The organism is Pseudomonas sp. SWRI50 (genome assembly GCF_014269095.1).
Taxonomy (GTDB): domain Bacteria; phylum Pseudomonadota; class Gammaproteobacteria; order Pseudomonadales; family Pseudomonadaceae; genus Aquipseudomonas; species Aquipseudomonas kermanshahensis.
This window is the reverse complement of the sequence record NZ_JABWRW010000012.1, coordinates 77,079-97,887: the sequence shown is the minus strand read 5'-3', so window position 1 is coordinate 97,887 and position 20,809 is coordinate 77,079. Positions and strand designations below refer to the sequence as shown.

The 20,809-nt window shown below is 60.4% G+C and carries 17 protein-coding genes, 1 tRNA gene and 1 pseudogene; 7 read left to right on the top strand and 12 right to left on the bottom strand.

Features of this window, described 5'->3' with window-relative positions; translation table 11 throughout:
• Positions 1–18 precede the first annotated feature (18 nt).
• Together HU750_RS14770 and imm45 are read left to right on the top strand one after the other, a co-directional pair.
• Positions 19–4,632 (top strand): RHS repeat-associated core domain-containing protein, encoded by a 4,614-nt coding sequence (locus tag HU750_RS14770; protein ID WP_186680811.1) that lies wholly within the window; start codon positions 19–21, stop codon positions 4,630–4,632.
• Positions 4,633–4,953, top strand: coding sequence for an Imm45 family immunity protein (gene imm45 / locus HU750_RS14765; RefSeq protein ID WP_186680809.1), 321 nt, complete (start codon positions 4,633–4,635; stop codon positions 4,951–4,953).
• A gap of 137 nt (positions 4,954–5,090) precedes the next feature.
• Here imm45 and HU750_RS14760 read toward each other — a convergent pair.
• The 8 genes and pseudogenes from HU750_RS14760 to HU750_RS14725 form a co-directional block, all read right to left on the bottom strand.
• Positions 5,091–5,477, bottom strand: a pseudogene (locus HU750_RS14760) (transposase); the annotation flags it as partial.
• A gap of 358 nt (positions 5,478–5,835) precedes the next feature.
• A tRNA-Gly gene (locus HU750_RS14755) sits at positions 5,836–5,911 on the bottom strand.
• A 63-nt stretch (positions 5,912–5,974) separates the two neighbouring features.
• Positions 5,975–6,535 carry a CDP-diacylglycerol--glycerol-3-phosphate 3-phosphatidyltransferase gene (pgsA, locus tag HU750_RS14750; protein WP_027592792.1) on the bottom strand — a complete coding sequence of 187 codons (561 nt, stop codon included), beginning with the start codon at positions 6,533–6,535 and terminating at the stop codon, positions 5,975–5,977.
• Positions 6,536–6,568: 33 nt separating this feature from the next.
• Positions 6,569–8,392 (bottom strand): excinuclease ABC subunit UvrC, encoded by a 1,824-nt coding sequence (uvrC, locus tag HU750_RS14745; protein ID WP_186680807.1) that lies wholly within the window; start codon positions 8,390–8,392, stop codon positions 6,569–6,571.
• 5 nt (positions 8,393–8,397) lie between these two features.
• A complete protein-coding gene (gene gacA / locus HU750_RS14740) occupies positions 8,398–9,036 on the bottom strand; it encodes a response regulator transcription factor GacA (protein ID WP_027592794.1) in 639 nt (212 codons plus the stop codon).
• Between the two features lie 63 nt (positions 9,037–9,099).
• Positions 9,100–9,489 carry a helix-turn-helix domain-containing protein gene (locus HU750_RS14735; RefSeq protein ID WP_027592795.1) on the bottom strand — a complete coding sequence of 130 codons (390 nt, stop codon included), beginning with the start codon at positions 9,487–9,489 and terminating at the stop codon, positions 9,100–9,102.
• Positions 9,490–9,610: 121 nt separating this feature from the next.
• Entirely contained in the window at positions 9,611–10,042 is a 432-nt protein-coding gene (locus HU750_RS14730; protein ID WP_186680805.1) for a GNAT family N-acetyltransferase, read from the bottom strand.
• Positions 10,043–10,055: 13 nt separating this feature from the next.
• Positions 10,056–10,442: a DUF488 domain-containing protein gene (locus HU750_RS14725; protein ID WP_027592797.1), complete on the bottom strand. Its 387-nt coding sequence runs from the start codon at positions 10,440–10,442 to the stop codon at positions 10,056–10,058.
• A gap of 128 nt (positions 10,443–10,570) precedes the next feature.
• Between HU750_RS14725 and HU750_RS14720 the strand changes: the two genes are divergently transcribed.
• Positions 10,571–12,187, top strand: a complete 1,617-nt coding sequence (locus tag HU750_RS14720; protein ID WP_186680803.1) for an inorganic phosphate transporter — start codon at positions 10,571–10,573, stop codon at positions 12,185–12,187.
• A gap of 100 nt (positions 12,188–12,287) precedes the next feature.
• Here the strand turns inward: HU750_RS14720 and HU750_RS14715 are convergent, their stop codons facing one another.
• The 3 genes from HU750_RS14715 to HU750_RS14705 all read right to left on the bottom strand — a co-directional run bounded on the left by HU750_RS14715 (position 12,288) and on the right by HU750_RS14705 (position 15,054).
• Positions 12,288–12,983, bottom strand: coding sequence for a glutathione S-transferase N-terminal domain-containing protein (locus HU750_RS14715; protein WP_027592799.1), 696 nt, complete (start codon positions 12,981–12,983; stop codon positions 12,288–12,290).
• 87 nt (positions 12,984–13,070) lie between these two features.
• Complete coding sequence (locus HU750_RS14710) at positions 13,071–13,568, bottom strand: PaaI family thioesterase (protein WP_099454790.1); 498 nt, start codon at positions 13,566–13,568, stop codon at positions 13,071–13,073.
• A gap of 103 nt (positions 13,569–13,671) precedes the next feature.
• Positions 13,672–15,054, bottom strand: a complete 1,383-nt coding sequence (locus HU750_RS14705) for an amino acid permease (protein WP_027592801.1) — start codon at positions 15,052–15,054, stop codon at positions 13,672–13,674.
• Positions 15,055–15,309: 255 nt separating this feature from the next.
• Here HU750_RS14705 and gcvA point away from each other — a divergent pair, with 255 nt between their 5' ends.
• The gene (gene gcvA / locus HU750_RS14700; RefSeq protein WP_027592802.1) at positions 15,310–16,206 is read left to right on the top strand and encodes a transcriptional regulator GcvA; all 897 of its coding nucleotides are present in this window, start codon (positions 15,310–15,312) and stop codon (positions 16,204–16,206) included.
• Between the two features lie 132 nt (positions 16,207–16,338).
• A complete protein-coding gene (locus tag HU750_RS14695; protein WP_186680800.1) occupies positions 16,339–17,583 on the top strand; it encodes a 2-aminoadipate transaminase in 1,245 nt (414 codons plus the stop codon).
• A 3-nt stretch (positions 17,584–17,586) separates the two neighbouring features.
• Here HU750_RS14695 and HU750_RS14690 read toward each other — a convergent pair whose 3' ends face one another.
• The gene (locus HU750_RS14690) at positions 17,587–17,889 is read right to left on the bottom strand and encodes a hypothetical protein (protein WP_186680798.1); all 303 of its coding nucleotides are present in this window, start codon (positions 17,887–17,889) and stop codon (positions 17,587–17,589) included.
• A 220-nt stretch (positions 17,890–18,109) separates the two neighbouring features.
• On the opposite strand from HU750_RS14690, the gene HU750_RS14685 reads away from it, so the two are divergent.
• A complete protein-coding gene (locus HU750_RS14685) occupies positions 18,110–18,535 on the top strand; it encodes a hypothetical protein (RefSeq protein ID WP_186680795.1) in 426 nt (141 codons plus the stop codon).
• Between the two features lie 73 nt (positions 18,536–18,608).
• Complete coding sequence (gene fusA / locus HU750_RS14680) at positions 18,609–20,720, top strand: elongation factor G (protein WP_186680792.1); 2,112 nt, start codon at positions 18,609–18,611, stop codon at positions 20,718–20,720.
• The last annotated feature ends 89 nt before the right edge of the window (positions 20,721–20,809 follow it).

Genomic DNA, 20,809 nt, shown 5'->3' with positions numbered 1-20,809 from the left:
AGCTTGGACTAACAACTCATGGCGCAGATCGTTCACGCCGCCCGGATGGGCGACGAAATACTGCATCCCTCCCTCTTGGCCGAAATGGTCAGCGCGGTCGCCGAGGTCGCTATTTATGCCGCAGCCACAGCAGCCGTAGCTGCCGTAGCTGCCGCCGTAAGCCTGGCGGTTGTGGGCACCGTGGCGACCGGTGGCGCAGCAGGCATCGTCATCGGAATCGTCGCAGGGGCGGCAGTCGGTGCAGTGAGCACCCTCTCGGTTGGTGATAACCAGACCATCGGCGATGCGATATCCAGCTTTTGCGACAACTTTGGCAACAGCGTCGCCGCTCCCGAGCCTTTCGGAAAGATCGAAAGCGGGTCAGGCAATGTGTTTATCAACAGCAAGCCGGCCGCACGGGCAGCTGGAATCACTGGGCCACCAGGCGGGGGAGCGGCCGATGCCGAGCAAGCGGAACCCTCAATTCTGGAGAACGTGGGTTCGATGGCCATGGCGGCGACGTCCTTGCTGATGCCTGTGGTGGGTTTGGCCATGGCGATCCGCGATGTCTTCAACCCGCCCGTCACCACACCAAAGGACCCCGGCGCGCAAGACGAGAGCAAGGATGAGATCTCATGTAGCCGCCATCCCCCGATGCCCGAAACCTATATTGCGCAAGGGTCGGACAAGGTCTTCATCAACGACCAGCCTGCAGCGCGATCGGGTGACAAGACCACCTGCGACGCCACGATCGATGTGAATGAAAACGTCTCACCGAATGTACGCATTGGTGGCGGAACGGCGACGGTACGCGATATTCGCAATGGCAAGAGCAAGATTGCGATGTTTACGGGGATCATCGCGGGCATACTGCTGTCAAGACGCATCAGAGTACCGCGGCGGCGCGCTGCGAACATCGCGGTACCGAAACCTAAATCGCAAACCTGCTCGTACAAGGGCAGTCCCGTACTTGTATCTGCTGGCAGCAAGGTACTCTTTGGCCCTGAAGATGTTGACTTCAACCTGCCAGGCTTGATCGGCATTGATTGGGCGAGAGGGTACGATAGCAATGACAAACGTTCCAATGGCCTCTTTGGAATGGGCTGGAGTGTTCCTTATGAGGTGGAACTTGTCCGTGTTCCTCATCCTGAAGGCGGCGAGTTGTCAATCTATGTCGATGAGGAAAGCAATCGACTGGAACTAGGACGCCTGAACGCCGGCGATGCATTCGTCAGTGTCGTTGACGGCTTGGCGTTCTTCCAGTTAGAGGATGGCCAAACGGTTGTCGAAGATACGCACGAGGGCCGCTACAAAGTTTTTGATGTCGACCCGCTCGACCCTACTCGTTCAAGACTGGTTCGCCTGGGTGACCGCAATCTCAATGTCATCGACTTGATGTACGACGACCGCGGCAGGCTGCAGGTAATTTACGACAAATATGGCAAAACGGTGGTGCAGCTTCACTATGAAGCCAGGCACCCTCAGCGCGTCTGTAAAATTTCGCAAGTATTCCTGAAGGGCGGCGAAACACCGGCCATCGAACGCAACGAGTTACTGGTCAGCTACCAATACACGGGAAGCGGACAGTTATACGAAGTGCTAGACGCGACAGGCCAGCTGGTGCGCCGCTTCACCTACACCGCTGAGGGCTATCTGAATAGCCATCAACTTGCCAGCGGCGCAGTTCGTCAATACGAGTGGGCAAAATTCCTCGTTCCCGCCAAGCGTCCCATCCCTCAGCGTGCTGACGGCACGCCTTACAGGTTGCCGCCCCTGCTGGAGCCACAACCCGATCACGAATGGAGAGTGGTCCGCCACTGGGGCAGCGACGGAGAGGAATACCGATTCGAGTACAACCTCGAAGACGGCGAAACCGTGGTTACAGACAGCCTTGGACGCAAAGATCACTACTATTGGGGCCCGCTCTACGAGGTATACAAACACGTCGATCCCCTCGGGCAGTGCTGGCAGGAGGAGATCATCGCTGGCCAACTGATCAGGAGCATTGACCCACAAGGCGGTGAGTGGCGTTATAGCTACGACGACATTGGCCGTTTGATTGAAACATGTGACCCTCTGTGTCGCAGCGAACAAATCCAGTATCTGCGTCACTGGGCCTTGCCGGTCCAGATCACAAGCACGACTGGGCGCACCCAACGCTACGGCTACGATACTCATGGCAATATGCTTTGGGAACGGGACCCACTGGGACGCAGCACCCAGTATCAATACAACCCGGAAGGTCGCGTTACCCGCATTACCGATGCCCTAGAAAAAACCAAACATCTGGCGTGGAACACCCGTGGCCAGTTGCTCAGCTACCGCGACTGCAGCAACAACCAGACACTGTACCACTACAACCTGGGTGGCCGTCTTAGCGAAAGCATCAATGCCCGCGGAGAAATAACCCACTTCAGGTACGACGCTCGCGGCTACCTCGTAGAAAGCGAACGACCCGATGGTCGACTCGACCGTTATGAAGTTGATATCGCCGGCCAACTGACACGTTACATCGATCCTGCGCAAAATAAACTGCAATTTCGCTACGACCGCTGCGGCCGCTTGATCGAGCGCACCGATGCCATGGGCTACAGCGTGAAGTTCAGCTACGACGCCTATGGCCGGCTGCTGCAACTGACCAATGAGAACAACGAGTCCTACAGATTTGGCTGGGACAAACTGGACCGACTGGTCGCGCAACAGGATTTGGATGGCAGTGGCCGGCTCTATGAATACAACGTCCTGGATGAAGTCACCAGCCTCACCCATGTGCCCTCTTCCTACGCACAACCACCGCTGTCCGATAACGCCCCACCGACACGAACAACCTCGATCCGACATGACTTCGAGCGTGATGCGGTTGGCCGCCTCACACGCAAACACACCGAGGATGGCAACACGGACTATAGCTACGACGCTGCCGACAATCTGCTGTCCATTGCCTTCACGGACAACCAAGGCGCGAAACAACAGCTTGATTACACCTACGATACGACCGGACAGTTGCTCAGCGAAACCAACAGCGCCGGTTTGTTGCAGTACCGTTATGACGAACTCGGCAACCTGCAGACGTTGACCCTGCCTGATCAGCGAACGCTGAACTACCTGTACTATGGCAGCGGCCACCTTCACCAGATCAACTTGAATGGCCGCGTCATCAGCGACTTCGAACGTGACGCGCTACATGACGAAGTGCTGCGTACCCAAGGAAGCTTGGTCACACGCACACGCTATGACCAGAGCGGTCGGCTGGGCAGCAAGGCCATTCACTATCGCGATGTCCCTGCAGAAGTGCTGCCGTTGCTGGAGAAGTGCTATCGCTACGACGCCAGTGACAACCTGGTTGCTGAGGTGTTAACCCAGACTCGGCGTCGTGGCATTGGTAGCACTGCTACTGATGGCACCGCCCAGCTAGAACAGATCATTGGCCACTTTCATCATTCGCCTCACTCCGGCAAGAGCTACACCGGGAGCAACCGTTACGGCTATGACGCAAGCGAACAACTGCAGACCACCCACCAATCACGCCCCAACTGGCAGGCAACACAGGTCGAGGATTTCAAGTATGACAAGGCCGGTAACCTGTTCGACGGGCCCAAGCTCAACGGCCTGATCAAACACAACCGTGTGCTGGTCTATCAGGACAAACGCTACCGTTACGACCGCTTCGGTCGCCTGTGCGAAAAGCGCATTGGCAGCCATTGGGTGCAGTACTTCGAGTATGACGCCGAGCACCGGTTGATCTGCGTCGACCAGTGCAAGAGCTTGCTGCGCGAGCGCGTGGTGTTCGGCTACGACCCGCTAGGCAGGCGCATCAGCAAGGAGATTTATCAGGAAGAACACCCCGAGCCAACCCGACGCACGTTGTTTCACTGGCAAGGGCTACGGCTATTGCAGGAAGTGCAGCGAGGCCTGTCGAGCGTCTATGTCTACGCCAGTCCGGACAACTACGAACCCCTGGCAAGGATCGACGGGAAGCCGGGGCAAGAGGACCTCCAGTACTTCCACACCAACCTTGCCGGGCTGCCCGAGCAACTGACGGATGCGGACGGAGAGACGCTCTGGCGCAGTGATTATCGGGGATGGGGTACATCGCGGGACGAGTGGCACAGCCAGCGGCAGACGCGGGAGCAGAATCTGCGGCATCAGGGACAGTACCTTGACCGGGAAACTTGCCTGCACTACAACACATTCAGATATCTTGATCCGCAGATCGGACGATTTACACAGTGCGATCCGATTAGCCTAAAAGGCGGGATTAATCTTTACCTATACGCACCAAACCCCCTATTGTGGATTGATCCTTTCGGATGGTCACCTTGCAACTTACTACCGAATGGAACTCAAGTACTCGAATTTGAAAGAGCCCTTTCTAAACTCCCTGCGAATGAGCGAGTAGCACTGATTAGGGAGATGGCCAGCAGTGTTGCTAGCACGCGCAACTGGAAGAGAGCAACCAAGATTGAGAGATTCAACCGAGGCAGAACGATTTACACGGATGGAAAACACTACTACTCCGTAGATACTCAGCATGGACGATTCGAGCAGTCTAGCTTAAAAAATGGCAAGCATGTGGGTGAAGTTGACATGAGTCTAAAGCCCATATTAAATTCCCTTGACCCTAGTGGCGGACATGACCTGAGAGTAAAATAAATGAACAAATTGATTGAGCACCCTGAAGGCATTGTATCAAATGGAACCATCTTACGCTTCCCTGCTAAATGGCCATATGAAGACACCGTAGATTTAATGCTTACCAGCATACCCGATGATGAGTCCGGATTCGGACTTGTCGTCACCACAGGGCAAAAGGCGGGACTAATTTTAGTTAGACTCCCTGCTGAATGCGAGTCACAGTTAGGGCGAGGTGTTCGCCTTGAGTGGCTGATAGCTAACTGGGAGAAATGGATATATCCAGAATGTAATGTTTCTGAAGTGCGCCTCCTGGAACACTATCCTGCTGCAAGCATATGAACACGACCCAGACCCGAAGCCAAGCTGCTTCGTCACATAGAGGATCCTATGCGGCGTAAGCTTGATCGCCAGCGCATCTCACGGCAGCGTCCATAGCTTAGTCAACTGGTGCGGTGTTTCAGAAATACCACTGAAAATTAACTGCTCAAAACTCGTGCCGCGCGGGTGACTGAGGCAAGGATGTCCTCGCCCTTTCTATGCCACCGATATGGCTTCGGGCTTTGGTTGTAGGTTTACAGGTAGTGCTCGATCGACGCTTCAAGCTCCTTGACGCTGACATGGGCCTGGCGCTTGATCCACCTCTCGCTCAGCGTTGAGAAAAATCGCTCAACCAAATTAAGCCATGACGCCGAAGTCGGCGTGAAGTAGATGTTGTAGCGCGGGCTCCCCGCAAGCCATGCCCTGACCTTTTCGATTTTGTGTGTTGCGTAGTTATCCATGATCAGGTGAATCGGCATCTCAGCAGGAACTGATGCGTCGATTTCCCTCAGGAACGCGAGGAATTCGGTGCTTCGATGCTGGCGCGATGACTTCACCGGTTGGGGCAGCGATGGCGATGAACAGCGGCTCCCCAAGACTATGACTCACACAAGCTCTGTCGTTTTGATTGAGGGTAACCTGGCTTGACCGAGCGAACAGGGGCAGCCCGCCCTCGGCTTCAGTGGGCAGAAAAATCCTGATTAGGCATGAAGCCATGCACACATGTAGTGCCCCGGGACGGCGTTACGGCCCACTACCACAGTCCGGCGCCCGAGCAAGCCAGCACCTACAAGCACAGGACAAACCCCACAGCGCGCGACCCAAACACCAAATCCCAGGCACAAAAAAAGAGGCCCTAAGGCCTCTTCTTTGTGATCCCAGCGACGCACTGAGGATCGAATTTGGAGCGGGAAACGAGACTCGAACTCGCGACCCCGACCTTGGCAAGGTCGTGCTCTACCAACTGAGCTATTCCCGCGTCGTGATGGGTGCCATTCTAGCGATATCTAAAACGGCGTCAACCCCTTGATTCAAAAAAGTTTTATTTTTGTTCCGAGCCTTCGCGCAAGTGCGGCCAGGCGGCCAGCAGGTAATGCGCCATCGACCACAGCGTCAGCCCTGCCGCTACCAGCAGCAGGCCGTAACCCAGAATCACCCACATCGTCACCGCAGGTGGGTTGCCCAGCAGAATGACCAGCGCCAGCATCTGTGCGGCGGTCTTCCACTTGCCGAGGTTGGACACCGCCACGTGCGCCCTCGCCCCCAGTTCGGCCATCCACTCGCGCAGCGCCGAAACGACGATCTCGCGGCCGATGATCACGGCTGCGGGCAAGGTCAGCCAGAAGTTGGCGTGTACCTGCACCAGCAGCACCAGCGCCACGGCGACCATCAGTTTGTCTGCCACTGGGTCCAGGAAGGCACCGAACGGCGTGCTCTGCTGCAGGCGACGCGCCAAGTAGCCGTCCAGCCAGTCGGTGGCGGCGGCAACGGCGAACACACTGCTGGCGGCCATATAGCTCCAGTGATAGGGCATATAGAACAGCAGGATGAAGATCGGGATGAGCAGGACGCGTAGAACGGTGAGCAGGTTTGGAATATTCATCGGTACGACTGGCTGCGGGTTGAACCCGGCATTCTACTCGCTATGCAGGCTGGCATAAATCGACTCGGCAAGCTTTTTACTGATGCCGGGGGCTTTGGCGATCTCATCGATACTGGCGCGGTTGAGCTCTTGCAGGCCGCCGAAGTGTTTCAGCAGGTCGCGCCGGCGCTTGGGGCCGACCCCCGCCACGTCTTCCAAGCTGGACACGCGACGGGCCTTGCCGCGGCGCGCGCGGTGGCCGGTGATGGCGAAGCGGTGGGCTTCGTCGCGGATCTGCTGGATAAGGTGCAGCGCCGGTGAGTCGCCTTTGAGGGTGAACTCGTGGTGCACGTCGTTGAGGTACAGGGTTTCGAAACCGGCCTTGCGGGTCACGCCTTTGGCCACGCCGAGCAGGGTCAGGTCGGTGAAGGCAAGCTCCTGCATCACGTCGCGGGCCATGTTCAACTGGCCTTTGCCGCCGTCCACCAGCAAGACGTCGGGCAACTTGCCCTCGCCGTCCTTGATGCGCCCGTAGCGGCGGGTCAGGGCCTGGTGCATGGCAGCGTAGTCGTCACCGGCGGTGACGCCTTCGATGTTGAAGCGGCGGTAGTCAGACTTGATAGGGCCTTCGGGGCCGAACACCACGCAGCTGGCCACGGTGGCTTCGCCGCTGGAGTGGCTGATGTCGTAGCACTCCAGGCGCTGCGGCACTTCGTCCAGGCCCAGCACCTGGGCCAGGGCCTCGAAGCGCGCGGCCATGTGCTGGCGGTTGGCCAGGCGGGCGTTGAGGGCCTGTTCGGCGTTGGTCACGGCCAATTGCTGCCAGCGGGCCCGAGTGCCGCGCACCCGGTGGGTGATGGTCAGCTCGCGGCCGCGTAGCGTCTGCAGTGCTTCGCTGATGGCTTCGAAGTCTTCGTGCACCACATTGACGATGAGTTCGCCAGGCAGTTCACGCTCGGCGTTGCCCACGTAGTACTGGGACAGGAACGCGGCCATGACTTCAGCCACCTCCTCCTCGATACCCACCTGCGGGAAGAAGTTTTTGCTGCCCAGCACCCGCCCGCCGCGCACGCTGATCAGGTGCACGCAGGCGCCACCGGGGTTGACGAAGGCCGCGATGACGTCGACGTCGCCGGTACCGCCTTCGATGTACTGCTGGTCCTGCACGCGGCGCAGCAGGGCGATCTGGTCGCGCAGTTCGGCGGCCCTCTCGAAATTGAGGGCCATGGCGGCCTTCTCCATTTCGGCATTGAGCTCGTTGCCCAACTGTTGGCTGCGGCCTTCGAGGAACATCACCGAGTGGCGGATATCGTCGGCGTACTCGTCTTTATCCACCAGGCCGACACACGGCCCTTTGCAGCGTTTGATCTGGTATTGCAGGCAGGGCCGGGTGCGGTTGGCGTAGTAGCTGTCTTCGCACTGGCGCACCGAAAAGGCCTTTTGCAACAGGCTGAGGCTTTCGCGAATGGCGCCGGCGCTGGGGTACGGGCCGAAGTAACGGCCCTTGGCTTTTTTTGCACCGCGGTGGATGCCCAGGCGCGGGAAGTAGCCGTCAGACAGGAAGACATAAGGGTAAGACTTGTCGTCGCGCAACAGGATGTTGTACGGCGGCCGCCATTCCTTGATCAGGTTCTGCTCCAGCAGCAGCGCCTCGGTCTCGTTGGCGGTGATGGTGGTCTCGACCTGGGCGATACGGCCCACCAGCGCAGCGGTCTTGGGGGCCAGGCCGGTTTTGCGGAAATAGCTGGCCAGACGCTTCTTGAGGTTTTTGGCCTTGCCCACGTAGAGCAGCCGCGCCTCGGCGTCGAACATACGGTAAACGCCCGGGCGACCGCTGCAGGTCGCCAGGAACGCGCTGGCATCAAAAGCTTGGGACATGAGGTTTACAGGCTTGCGTCAACCATACCGTGGCGAACGGCCAGCAAGGTCAGTTCGACGTCGCTGGTGACCGAGAGTTTTTCAAAGATCCGATAACGGTAAGTATTGACGGTCTTGGGCGAGAGGCACAACTTGTCCGAGATGATCTGCACCTTCTGGCAGCCGACGATCATCAAGGCGATCTGGATTTCCCGCTCGGACAAGGCGTCAAACGGCGAGCCTTGCGGCTGGAACGACTTCAGCGCCAGTTGCTGGGCGATTTGCGGGCTGATGTAGCGCTGGCCGGCAAAGGCCAGGCGAATGGCCTGGACCATTTCGTCGAGCCCGGCGCCCTTGGTCAGGTAACCGGCTGCGCCGGCTTGCAGCAGGCGCGTGGGGAATGGGTCTTCCTCGCACACGGTGACCGCGACCACCTTGATGTCGGGGTGGCTGCGCAACAATTTTCGGGTAGCCTCCAGGCCACCGATGCCCGGCATTTTCACGTCCATCAGGACGACGTCCGGCTTCAGTTCCCGGGCCAGCTTAAGCGCCGCCTCCCCTGAATCCCCCTCACCCACCACCTGCAAGCCGTCGATGTCGGCCAGCATGCGTGTAATACCGGTTCGTACCAGATCGTGATCATCGACCACTAAGACCCTAATCAAGCACACACCTCGTCTACAGGGCGATTGGATCCCGCCACCTTAACAAAATTTTTCATGGCGGGCCTAACGCAAAACTTCTGTCAGATAGGCCTGACGGCCAAGTGTGAAAGGCCTCACTGTTTCGCGGCTTTTAACCTCACCTGACAAACGCCCCAGCAAGTGCCAGAGCGCTGCTTGATCGGCGAGCGGCAATTGCCGAAAGGCCCCCAGCAATTCGGCCTCATCCTGGGTCATGTTTTCCAGCGGCGCCGGGGTGCGCACACCGCTGAGCACGTAGAGGGCATCCACGCCATGGGCGGCCACTGCGGCCAAGTAATCGGCACGCGGCGTGCGCTCGCCACTTTCGTATTTACCCTGGGCATTGGGCTCGACTCCGCCAATGTCACCAAACACCCGCTGGGTCATCCCCAACCGCTCACGTTCTTCCCGCAGTCGCGGACCGAATCCATTCATAGGGTGCATCTCCTTAATCCCTAGACATCATCCAACGCCGCTCACCTTCCTGTAAGCAGCTGTAAATTCCTGGGTCCACTATGCCCATGGTCACCGGCCACGACAAGCCATCACTGAGCTATCAGTCGATTGTGCGCTGCATGCGCACGAAGCACTCATCCTCGCCCATTTCGACAAAGCCCCTGCGCTGATACAACTGCCTGGCCGGGTTGCTGCGGAACACCATCAAACGCAGCAGTGGCAGGCGCCGCTGCTGCGCCCAACCGGCGAGCGCCTCCAACACCCAACTGCCAATACCGCGCCCGCGGTGCTCGGGCAACAGGTGCAACTCGCGAATGAACAGTGCCTGGCGGTCTTGGCTGAGGCTGCAGTAGCCCAGCACCGTGTCACCGTCCATCACCAGCCATTGCTCGCGCCAGCCCCAGGCCTGATCGAACGCGTCTTCGAGCCACAACAGGTCGAACTCACGGTAGTACGGCAGCATGGCCCGGCGCGTAAGGTCGCGGGCAAAGGTGCGGTGGGCGTCGGTGGCAGGTACGAGGTTCATGGCCATTATTGTGCACTGCTCAGGTGGCGTAGCACACCGGCGAACTGCCTGGGCCACGGCGTTCCAGCTCATCCTCCAGCCACTCGGCGAGCACCTGGGCATTGTTGTGCTCGGTGTTTTTGGCGGCATAAAGCAAGGTCAGCGGCCCTTTGGCCGCCAGGTCCAGCAGTGGGTACCAGTGCTCGGGGTGGGCGGCCAACTGTTGCTGGTAGCGCTGGGTAAAACCGGCGAAATCCACCTCACCCTGGTGAAACGCCCTCCGCAATTCGTCCGAGGGTGCCACCTCGCGCAACCATTGGCCCTGCAGGTCTTCCTTGCGTTTGTTGCGCGGCCACAGGCGGTCGACCAGCACGCGCTGGCCATCTTCGTCGGCGGCTGCTTCGTAGACACGTTTGCAGCGGATCATGGCTTTCTCCCGCATTTACCGTCTGTCTTGAGCCTAGTGAATTCATTGACCGAGGTCACGGACCGGTCACGAATTGCTCCTAAGCTCACAGCCTTCGGCACCTTCGCCCGACGCCAACCGGAGCCCCCATGGCAACCCCGTCCCTGGCCAGCCAGCCGCCACTGGCCCAACGCGATTCCCGCCCGCAGCTGTCCCACAAGCCCGGGCGTGCCACCCTGGTTTTGTTCTTCGGCCTGCTACTGGCAGGCATCGCCTACACCGCCTGGAGCCTGAAACAGGACGTCAGCGCCAGCGGCACGGTGATCACCACCGTCACCCCCTTCCTGTTGTTGGGCCTGGCGCTGCTGATTGCCCTGGGCTTCGAGTTCGTCAACGGTTTCCATGACACCGCCAACGCCGTCGCCACGGTTATTTACACCCACTCTTTGCCGGCACCGGTGGCTGTGGTCTGGTCGGGGTTATGCAACTTCCTGGGGGTGCTGCTTTCCAGCGGCGCGGTGGCCTTTGGCATCATTGCCTTGTTGCCGGTCGAGCTGATTTTGCAAGTAGGTTCTTCGGCCGGTTTCGCCATGGTCTTCGCCCTGCTGCTGGCCGCGATCATCTGGAACCTGGGCACCTGGTGGCTGGGCCTGCCGGCGTCCTCCTCGCACACGCTGATCGGCTCGATCATCGGCGTAGGCGTGGCCAATGCGCTGATGCATGGGCGCGACGGCACCAGCGGCGTGGATTGGGCCCAAGCCAGCAAGGTGGGGTATGCCCTGCTGTTTTCGCCACTGATCGGCTTTGCCTGCGCCGCCCTGTTGCTGCTGGCGCTGCGCGCACTGGTCAAGCGTAAAGAGCTGTACCAGGCGCCAGAAGGCCAGACGCCGCCACCGTGGTGGATCCGCGGCGTACTGATCCTGACCTGCACCGGGGTATCGTTTGCCCATGGCTCCAACGATGGGCAAAAAGGCATGGGGCTGATCATGCTGATTCTGGTCGGCACGCTGCCGATGGCGTATGCACTGAACAAGACCATGCCCAGCGAGCAGGCCCTGCAGTTTTCGGCCGTGGCCGAAGTGACGCGCCAGGCCCTGGTGCGCCATGACCCGCAAGCGGCGCCCGCAGACCCGCGCCAAACCTTGACAGCGTTCATCGCCGAGCCCAAGCCCAACCCGCAACTGGTACCAGCCCTGGCCGCCCTCACCGGCATGATCGGCGAAGAGGTGAAGGGTTACGGTTCGCTCAAGCGCGTGCCGGCCGAAGCCATGGCCAACGTGCGCAATGACATGTACCTGACCAGCGAAGCCATCCGCTTGCTCGACAAGCACCAGCTGACAACCTTCGATGCCGACACCCGCAGCCATGTGCAACTGTTCAAGACACAGCTGGACGATGCCACGCGCTACATTCCCCTGTGGGTCAAGGTGGCCGTGGCCATCGCGCTGGGGCTGGGGACCATGGTCGGCTGGCGACGCATTGTGGTGACGGTGGGCGAAAAGATCGGCAAGACCCACCTGAGCTATGCCCAAGGTGCATCGGCGGAGGTGGTTGCGATGTGCACCATTGGGGCGGCCGACATGTTCGGGCTGCCGGTCTCGACTACCCACGTGCTGAGCTCGGGTGTGGCTGGGACCATGGTCGCCAACGGCTCGGGGATTCAGCAGCGTACGTTGATCAACTTACTGATGGCCTGGGTGCTGACCCTGCCCGCGGCAATGCTGCTGGCAGGTAGCCTGTACTGGCTTCTTAACCAGATTTTCTAGGCTGCAATTAAAGAACCTGTGGGAGCGGGCTTGCCCGCAAATGCGATGGTGGACCTACCACAGCATTCGCGGGCAAGCCCGCAGGTTCAAGGATGCCCGATCACCCCGGGATTTTCAGGCCACGCTGAACCGCCGGCCGCTCCAAAAACGTCGCCAGCACCCGCTGCACTTCCTTGAACGCATCGAACCCGACCAGCTCACGGGCGTTGTAGCGCTCCACAAGGTTGCGCACCCAAGGGAAAATAGCGATGTCGGCGATGCTGTATTCGTCGACCATCCACTCGCGGCCTTGCAGGTGGCGGTCCAGCACACCCAGCAAGCGCTTCGATTCGTTGACGTAGCGATCCCGCGGGCGTTTGTCTTCGTATTCCTTGCCCGCAAAGAAATGGAAGAACCCGACCTGGCCGAACATCGGCCCGATGCCGCCCATCTGGAACATCAACCATTGCAGGGTCTGGTAACGGGTGGCGGGGTCCTGGCTGAGCAACTGCCCGCTCTTTTCCGCGAGGTACTGCAGGATCGCGCCCGACTCGAACAACGGAAGCGGCTGGCCGCCAGGGCCGTTCGGGTCGAGGATGGCGGGGATCTTGTTGTTGGCGCTGAGGGAAATGAACTCCGGGCTCAACTGGTCATCGTTGTCGAAGCTGACTTTGTGCGGCTCGTACGCCAGGCCGATCTCTTCGAGCATGATCGACACTTTGACCCCGTTAGGCGTCGGCAACGAATACAGCTGCAGGCGCTCAGGGTGCTGGGCGGGCCATTTGCGGGTGATGGGGAATGCGCTCAGATCGGTCATGGTCAACCTTGCCTGGGGAATGGAGCTGTTACTTTAGTGACATCCCGCGTGGCTGACCATCACCGACCCTTCATCGGCACAGGCGGCTCAAGCCTGGCCGTGGGCCTTGAGCTTGAGCTTTTCGGTGTCGACCCGAACGAACACCGAGTCCGCCGTCACCGTGAGTACATTGTCTGCCCAGACCTCGCAGATAACCCGGCTCTTGCGCCCAACTTCGCCTTCTACGCGTGCCTTGAGCAGCAACTCGACACCCATGGGGGTCGGTTTCAGGTAGCTGAGGTTGAGTGTGCCCGTGACGCAGTCGATACGCGGCAGGCTGCCCGGTTCGCGGCCTTCGTTGCGGTAGTGGTAGGCCATGGCGGTCCAGTTGGAGTGGCAATCGACCAGCATGGCCAGTAAGCCGCCATAAACCAGGCCGGGCCAGCCAATGAAGGTGCTGTCGGGTGCATGGCGGCACAGCAGGTGGATGCCGTCGGCGTCCCAATGGCTTTGCAGGTGCAGGCCGCTGGGGTGGGAGCAGCCGCAGCCGTAGCAGGTGCCTTCCGGTGCAGCCAACTGCTGGAGGGAAAGGGTGTGCTCGTTCATACGCTTCCTGTGCTTGTTGGAATGGGAAGTGAGGCAAGCGTCGATGGTAGCGCCGCGCTGGGCCAGCGCCAATGAGAAAGGGGCGCTAAGCGCCCCCTCTGGATCAAGCAGTCTGTGCGACCACCTTGCCGCGCCGCTGGGTCAGCGACACCAGCAGGATGAACAGCGTCACCCCGGCAGTCATCAGCGTCTCGTAGCGGTAGGCATCGCTGAACAGCATGTAGCCCAGGACCATGACGATGGTGCCTATCACCAGCCAGGTCAGATAAGGGAACAGCCACATCTTAAGCTCCAGCGGCGTGCCCTCACGGTCTGCACGGGCCCGCATGCGCAGCTGAGACACGGCGATCACCAGGTACACCAGCAAGGCAATGGCGCCGGTGGTGGACAGCAGGAAACCGAACACCTTGCCGGGGAACACATAGTTGACGAAGCAACCGGCAAAGCCTGCCAGGGTCGAGAAGATGACCGCTACCGTTGGCACGCCAGCACCCGAAATGCGCTTGGTCATGCTCAGCGCCTGGCCACGGGCACCCAGGGAGTAGAGCATCCGCGAGGCCGTGTACAGGCCGGAGTTCATGCAGCTGGTGACCGCCACCAGCACCACCAGGTCGACCAGCAGCTTGGCGCCCGGCACATTGAGCACTTCCAGCACCCGCTGGAACGAGCCCACGGCTTTCAGGGCCGGGTCGTTCCAGGCCACCAGAGACACCACCAGGAAGATCGAGGCCAGGTAGAAGATCGCGATGCGGTACACCACCAGGTTGGTGGCACGGCGGATCTTGTCTTTCGGGTTGGCTGTTTCGTCAGCGGCAATGGTGACGATCTCGGCGCCGAAGAACGAGAAGATGGTGATCAGCACGCCACCCAGCACAGTGCCGAAGCCATTGGGCATGAAGCCGCCATTGTCCCACAGCCGGCTCACGCCCGAGACCTCGGCCAACGGCCAGAAGCCGAACACGGCCAGGCTGCAGACGATGATGAAGGCAACGATGGCAACCACCTTGACCAGCGCGAACCAGTACTCGAAGGCACCGAAGTTCTTCACGCTGATCAGGTTGGTACCCGACAGCACGACCATGATCAGGAAGGCGAACAACCACGATGGCACCCCGGGGAAGTAGGCATGCAGGATGTCTGCGCCAGCAATCGCCTCGACCGGGATGATCAGCACCCAGAACCACCAGTACAACCAACCGATGGTGAAGCCTGCCCAAGGGCCGATGGCCTCGGAAGCGTACGTGGAGAACGAGCCGCTGTTGGGGTTGGCGATGGCCATTTCGCCCAGCATACGCATCACCAGCAGCACCAGCAGGCCGGTCATGGCGTAGGAGATGAGGATGGCCGGGCCGGCGGTGGCAATGGCGTTGGAGGAGCCGATGAACAGGCCGGCGCCGATGATGCCGGCGATGGAGATCATGGACACCTGACGGGACGTCAGGCCGTGCTGCAAGGACCGCTGTTTCTTGTTTTCTAGCGAAGCCATGGAGAACCCTCGAATGGGTCGCCGTCGTGGGACGGCTAAAAAATGGAGCAGAATTCTTATTAATTTCGGGTGTGCGTTTTTTGTTGTTTTGTAGATGCCGGCGGTGGCTACTTCCCTCCTCTTCGCACGACCGGTTGTAATCGTTGATCCAGGTCAGTATTAATCTATAGGCCTGGGTCAACAAACGACCTTTTCGAAGCACATGATTCCAATACGGAATGAACTTCTTCCTTTTTTGCTCGGTACGCGCCTGTCATGTCCAAACGCCTGATGCCCTCGACCACCGCCCTCCAGTGCTTCGAAGCGGCTGCCCGCCACCTGAGCTTCACCCGCGCGGCGCAAGAGCTGCACCTGACCCAGAGCGCGGTCAGCAAACAGGTCGCGCAACTGGAGGACATGCTGTCGCACTCGCTGTTCCAGCGCATTCGCCGGCGCCTGCACCTGACCCCGGCCGGTGCGCTGTACCTGACCGAGGTGAACAAGATCCTCACCCAGATCGACATCTCCAGCCGCTACATCCTCAGCTATGGCGATGAGACCGAAGTGCTGCGCATCGCCACCCAGCCGACCTTCGGCGCGCGCTGGCTGGTGCCCAGGCTAAAGGGGTTTGGTGATCGCTATCCGCGTATTCACCTGGATATCCGTAACGAGCTGGAACCCTTCGACCTGGTGCAGTCCAAGGCCGACATCGCCTTCTTCTTCGGCCAGGGCACCTGGCCTGGGGCGACGTGTATCGAGCTGTTCAGCGAAGAAGTGGTGCCGGTGTGTGCCCCAGAGCTGCTCGCCAACCACCGTTTCACCAGCGCCGAGGCGCTGACCGAGCACCGCCTGCTGCAGTGTGTATCGCGCCCGGAGGCCTGGCATGAATGGTTTTTGGGGCTGGGGTTGCACAGCCAGAACAGCTACCACGGGCCGCGCTTCGACACGTTCTACCTGTGCATCCGGGCCGCTATCGCCGGCTGTGGCATTGCCCTGATTCCGCGGTACCTGGTGGCGGAGGAGTTGAACGAAGGCAAGCTGGTGGTGGCCTGGGACCACCCGGTGCCGAGCAATGGCAGGCACTTCATCGCCCATGCCGAGCATGCGGCGGAGGTGCCGAAGGTCAGGGCCTTCGTGCAGTGGATTCGCGAGCGGGTGGCTGAAGGGGATTGAGGCCAGTGCAGGTAACACAAAATCTTACAACATCACGAATCCAAGGAATGATCGCAATCAAATAATTCGTTTGTGCAATACAGCCCCGGCACGCTTCGATAGTGGGAAACTCGAACAAGGTCCGCGTGCACCATGAATCAGGAAAGTATCAGCCAGTCCATTGCCATCGTTCACCCAATTACACTTTCCCACGGCAAGAATGCGGAAGTCTGGGACACCGACGGCAAACGTTATATCGACTTCGTCGGCGGTATCGGCGTACTCAACCTGGGCCATTGCAACCCAGCCGTGGTCGAAGCGATCCAGGCCCAGGCCACCCGCCTCACCCACTATGCCTTCAACGCAGCCCCCCACGGCCCGTACCTTGCCCTGATGGAGCGCCTCAGCGAGTTTGTCCCGGTCAGCTACCCGCTGGCCGGCATGCTCACCAACAGTGGCGCGGAAGCGGCGGAAAACGCCCTGAAAGTGGCCCGTGGCGCCACCGGCAAGCGCGCGATGATTGCATTCGACGGTGGCTTCCATGGCCGCACCCTGGCAACCCTGAACCTCAATGGCAAGGTCGCCCCGTACAAGCAACGCGTCGGCGATCTGCCAGGCCCGGTCTACCACCTGCCCTACCCCAGTGCCGACACCGGCGTCACCTGCGAACAGGCACTCAAGGCCATGGACCGGCTGTTCAGCGTCGAACTGGCGGTTGAAGATGTGGCAGCTTTCATCCTCGAACCGGTCCAGGGTGAAGGCGGCTTCCTCGCCCTCGACCCAGCATTCGCCCAGGCACTGCGCCACTTCTGCGACAAGCACGGCATTTTGATCATTATCGACGAGATCCAGTCGGGCTTTGGCCGTACCGGCCAGCGCTTTGCCTTCCCGCGCCTGGGCATCGAGCCCGACCTGCTGCTGCTGGCCAAAAGCATCGCAGGCGGCATGCCACTGGGTGCGGTCGTGGGCCGTAAAGAATTGATGGCATCACTGCCCAAGGGTGGCCTGGGCGGGACCTATTCGGGCAACCCGATTGCCTGCGCAGCGGCGCTGGCGAGCCTGGCGCAGATGACCGACGAGAACGTCGCCACCTGGGGCGAACGCCAGGAACAGGCGATTGTCAGCCGCGTCGAGCGCTGGAAAGCCCAGTACCCGTTCATCGGGAGGCTGACCGGTGTCGGCGCGATGCGCGGCATCGAATTCGTCAACGCCGATGGCAGCCCGGCACCGGCCCAGTTGGCCAAGGTCATGGAAGCAGCGCGCGGCAAAGGCCTGTTGCTGATGCCCAGCGGCAAGGCGCGGCATATCATCCGCCTGCTCGCACCACTGACCATCGAAGCCGAGGTGCTCGAAGAAGGCTTGGATATCCTCGAGCAGTGCCTGGCAGAGTTGAACTGAGGCTTACAGGCCCAGCTCTTCAGGGGTGAGCATGTCGGACTCGAAGGCGATCCAGCCACCTTCGAGTTCGGCGTGGCCGTTGACGATCGGGCCGTAGTAGGTCAGGCCGTTTTCCAGGGTAACGCAGATGTGCGTGGCCGGCTTTTCGGGAGCTGCGAGCGTACCGACGAAATGCACCTTCTTCAGGGTTTCGGTCACCGCTTCAAGGCCCACGCGCATGCTGGGGTTTTCCGAGGCCTCGATGTCGCCCCCGCGGTCTTCAGCGCTGATGGTCACGGTGGCGGTGTACGGGTACTTGCTGCTCAAGCGGGGTTACCTCAATTAGATGTGTAGGCGTTTTGGCGCGTAGAGTACGGCAGCCTTTGCCTGTTGTCTCTACTGGCCTCTTCGCGGGTGAACCCGCTCCCACAGGTACAGCGTCATGCCTGGCACCTGGGTGGCCGTCATCAACAGATCAAAATGGCCTCCCCCGCCCCGATCTGTTAGGGTGCCCGCCGATGCACGCCACACCACACGAGGATCCCGAGTGAGCGCCGAAGAACCCCTGATCGCCGACCTGTTCGAGGTCGACAAACGCCTGTCCCTCAAGCCCGTCGTGGACTTCAACACTTACCTGCGCAACGCGTTCGCCGAAGGCCCGTGCCAGTGCCATCGCTGCCGTGACGGTGGCGACCAGAGCAGCTACAGCCACGCGCACAATTTCACCCTGGAAGGCCGCCCGCTCAACCGCCGCTTCGCCAACACCGCAGGCAGCGATGTGCTGCTGGTGCTGAAAAAAGCCTGGCTGTCGTACCACAAAGAAGACCTCAACCTGGTCGGCGCGCTGGACATGGCCAAGCTCAAGACCTTCACCGACGACGCCCTGCACGAGCGCTTGCTGGCCCTGCTGCCTGCTAGCGGCCTGGCCCGTGAAGTGGACGGCCAATGGCTGCTACAGGCTCAGGTCGACTGACGGCCCGGCGGTAAAGCAGGATTCTTCCGGTCTGCTAACGTGGGAGAATCCGCCCATCCGCAGGTAGTCCGCCATGGCCCGTACAACGCCCATCGAGCTGTATCGCAATATCGGCATCGTCGCCCACGTGGATGCCGGCAAGACCACCACCACCGAGCGCATCCTGTTTTACACCGGGGTCAATCACAAGATGGGCGAGGTGCACGATGGCGCCGCGACCATGGACTGGATGGCCCAGGAACAGGAGCGCGGCATCACCATCACCTCGGCAGCCACCACGGCCTTCTGGCAGGGCTCGACCAAGCAGTTCCCCGACAAGTACCGCTTCAACATCATCGATACCCCTGGCCACGTCGACTTCACCATCGAGGTAGAACGCTCGCTGCGTGTGCTCGACGGCGCGGTGGTGGTGTTCAGCGGCGCCGACGGGGTCGAACCGCAATCGGAAACCGTGTGGCGCCAGGCCAACAAGTACCACGTGCCGCGCCTGGCCTACATCAACAAGATGGACCGCCAGGGTGCCGACTTCCTGCGCGTGGTCAAGCAGATCGACAAGCGCCTGGGGCATCACCCGGTGCCGATCCAGCTGGCCATCGGCAGCGAAGAGCACTTTGTCGGCCAGATCGACCTGGTGAAGATGAAGGCCATCTACTGGAACGATGCCGACAACGGCACCACCTACCGCGAAGAAGCGATCCCTACCGAGCTCCAGGCGCTCGCCGACGAATGGCGCGCGCACATGATCGAAGCCGCGGCAGAGGCCAACGATGAGCTGACCACGAAGTTTCTCGAAGGCGAGGAACTCAGCATCGACGAGATCAAGGCCGCCCTGCGCCAGCGCACCATTGCTAACGAAATTGTGCCGACCATCCTTGGCTCGTCGTTCAAGAACAAGGGCGTGCCGCTGATGCTCGATGCGGTCATCGACTACCTGCCCGCACCGTCGGAAATCCCGGCAATCAAGGGCACCCACCCGGACGATGAAGAACAGCACCTTGAGCGCCACGCCGACGACAAAGAGCCCTTCTCGGCCCTGGCCTTCAAGATTGCCACTGATCCGTTTGTCGGCACCCTCACCTTTGCCCGAGTGTATTCCGGGGTGCTCAGCTCCGGTAATGCCGTGCTCAACTCGGTCAAGGGCAAGAAGGAACGCATCGGCCGCATGGTGCAGATGCACGCCAACCAGCGCGCCGAAATCAAGGATGTGTGCGCCGGCGACATCGCCGCATTGATCGGCATGAAGGATGTCACCACCGGCGATACTTTGTGCGACATCGATAAGCCGATCATCCTAGAGCGCATGGACTTCCCCGACCCGGTGATCTCCGTAGCCGTGGAGCCTAAGACCAAGGCCGACCAAGAAAAAATGGGCATAGCCCTGGGCAAGCTGGCCCAGGAAGACCCGTCGTTCCGCGTGCGCACCGATGAGGAAACCGGCCAGACCATCATCTCCGGCATGGGCGAGTTGCACCTGGACATCATCGTCGACCGCATGCGCCGCGAGTTCAACGTCGAGGCCAATATCGGCAAGCCGCAGGTGGCCTATCGCGAGAAGATCCGCAACACCTGCGAGATCGAAGGCCGCTTCGTTCGCCAATCCGGCGGGCGCGGCCAATACGGCCACTGCTGGATCCGCTTCGCCCCGGGCGACGAAGGCAAGGAAGGCCTGGAATTCATCAACGAGATCGTCGGTGGCGTGGTACCCCGCGAGTACATCCCGGCCATCCAGAAAGGTATCGAAGAGCAGATGAAGAATGGCGTGCTCGCCGGCTACCCACTGATCAACTTGAAGGCAGCGGTGTTCGACGGCTCCTACCACGACGTCGACTCCAACGAAATGGCCTACAAGATAGCCGCGTCCATGGCCACCAAGCAGCTGTCGCAAAAAGGCGGGGCAGTGCTGCTAGAGCCGGTGATGAAGGTTGAGGTGGTGACCCCAGAGGAATACCAGGGCGACATCATGGGCGACCTGAGCCGGCGTCGCGGGATGATCCAGGATGGCGACGAGACGCCAGCCGGCAAGGTGATACGCGCCGAAGTGCCGCTGGGCGAAATGTTCGGCTATGCCACTTCCATGCGCTCGATGACCCAGGGCCGCGCCAGCTACACGATGGAGTTCATCCGCTATGCCGAGGCACCGGCCAGCATTGCTGACGGGATCGTGAAGAAGAACCGCGGGGAATAATTCATTCACCTGTGCCGGCCCCTTCGCGGGCAAGCCCGCTCCCACAGGAACTCCATTCGCCTTGAATCCGGTGGCATACCTGTGGGAGC

Excerpts from the sequence above, each read along its gene's own strand:
- HU750_RS14770 (WP_186680811.1), top strand. The coding sequence starts at position 19 with ATGGCGCAGATCGTTCACGCCGCCCGGATGGGCGACGAAATACTGCAT.
- imm45 (WP_186680809.1), top strand. The coding sequence starts at position 4,633 with ATGAACAAATTGATTGAGCACCCTGAAGGCATTGTATCAAATGGAACC.
- pgsA (WP_027592792.1), bottom strand. The coding sequence starts at position 6,535 with ATGAATATTCCAAACCTGCTCACCGTTCTACGCGTCCTGCTCATCCCG.
- uvrC (WP_186680807.1), bottom strand. The coding sequence starts at position 8,392 with ATGTCCCAAGCTTTTGATGCCAGCGCGTTCCTGGCGACCTGCAGCGGT.
- HU750_RS14735 (WP_027592795.1), bottom strand. The coding sequence starts at position 9,489 with ATGAATGGATTCGGTCCGCGACTGCGGGAAGAACGTGAGCGGTTGGGG.
- HU750_RS14730 (WP_186680805.1), bottom strand. The coding sequence starts at position 10,042 with ATGGCCATGAACCTCGTACCTGCCACCGACGCCCACCGCACCTTTGCC.
- HU750_RS14725 (WP_027592797.1), bottom strand. The coding sequence starts at position 10,442 with ATGATCCGCTGCAAACGTGTCTACGAAGCAGCCGCCGACGAAGATGGC.
- HU750_RS14720 (WP_186680803.1), top strand. The coding sequence starts at position 10,571 with ATGGCAACCCCGTCCCTGGCCAGCCAGCCGCCACTGGCCCAACGCGAT.
- HU750_RS14715 (WP_027592799.1), bottom strand. The coding sequence starts at position 12,983 with ATGACCGATCTGAGCGCATTCCCCATCACCCGCAAATGGCCCGCCCAG.
- HU750_RS14710 (WP_099454790.1), bottom strand. The coding sequence starts at position 13,568 with ATGAACGAGCACACCCTTTCCCTCCAGCAGTTGGCTGCACCGGAAGGC.
- HU750_RS14705 (WP_027592801.1), bottom strand. The coding sequence starts at position 15,054 with ATGGCTTCGCTAGAAAACAAGAAACAGCGGTCCTTGCAGCACGGCCTG.
- gcvA (WP_027592802.1), top strand. The coding sequence starts at position 15,310 with ATGTCCAAACGCCTGATGCCCTCGACCACCGCCCTCCAGTGCTTCGAA.
- HU750_RS14695 (WP_186680800.1), top strand. The coding sequence starts at position 16,339 with ATGAATCAGGAAAGTATCAGCCAGTCCATTGCCATCGTTCACCCAATT.
- fusA (WP_186680792.1), top strand. The coding sequence starts at position 18,609 with ATGGCCCGTACAACGCCCATCGAGCTGTATCGCAATATCGGCATCGTC.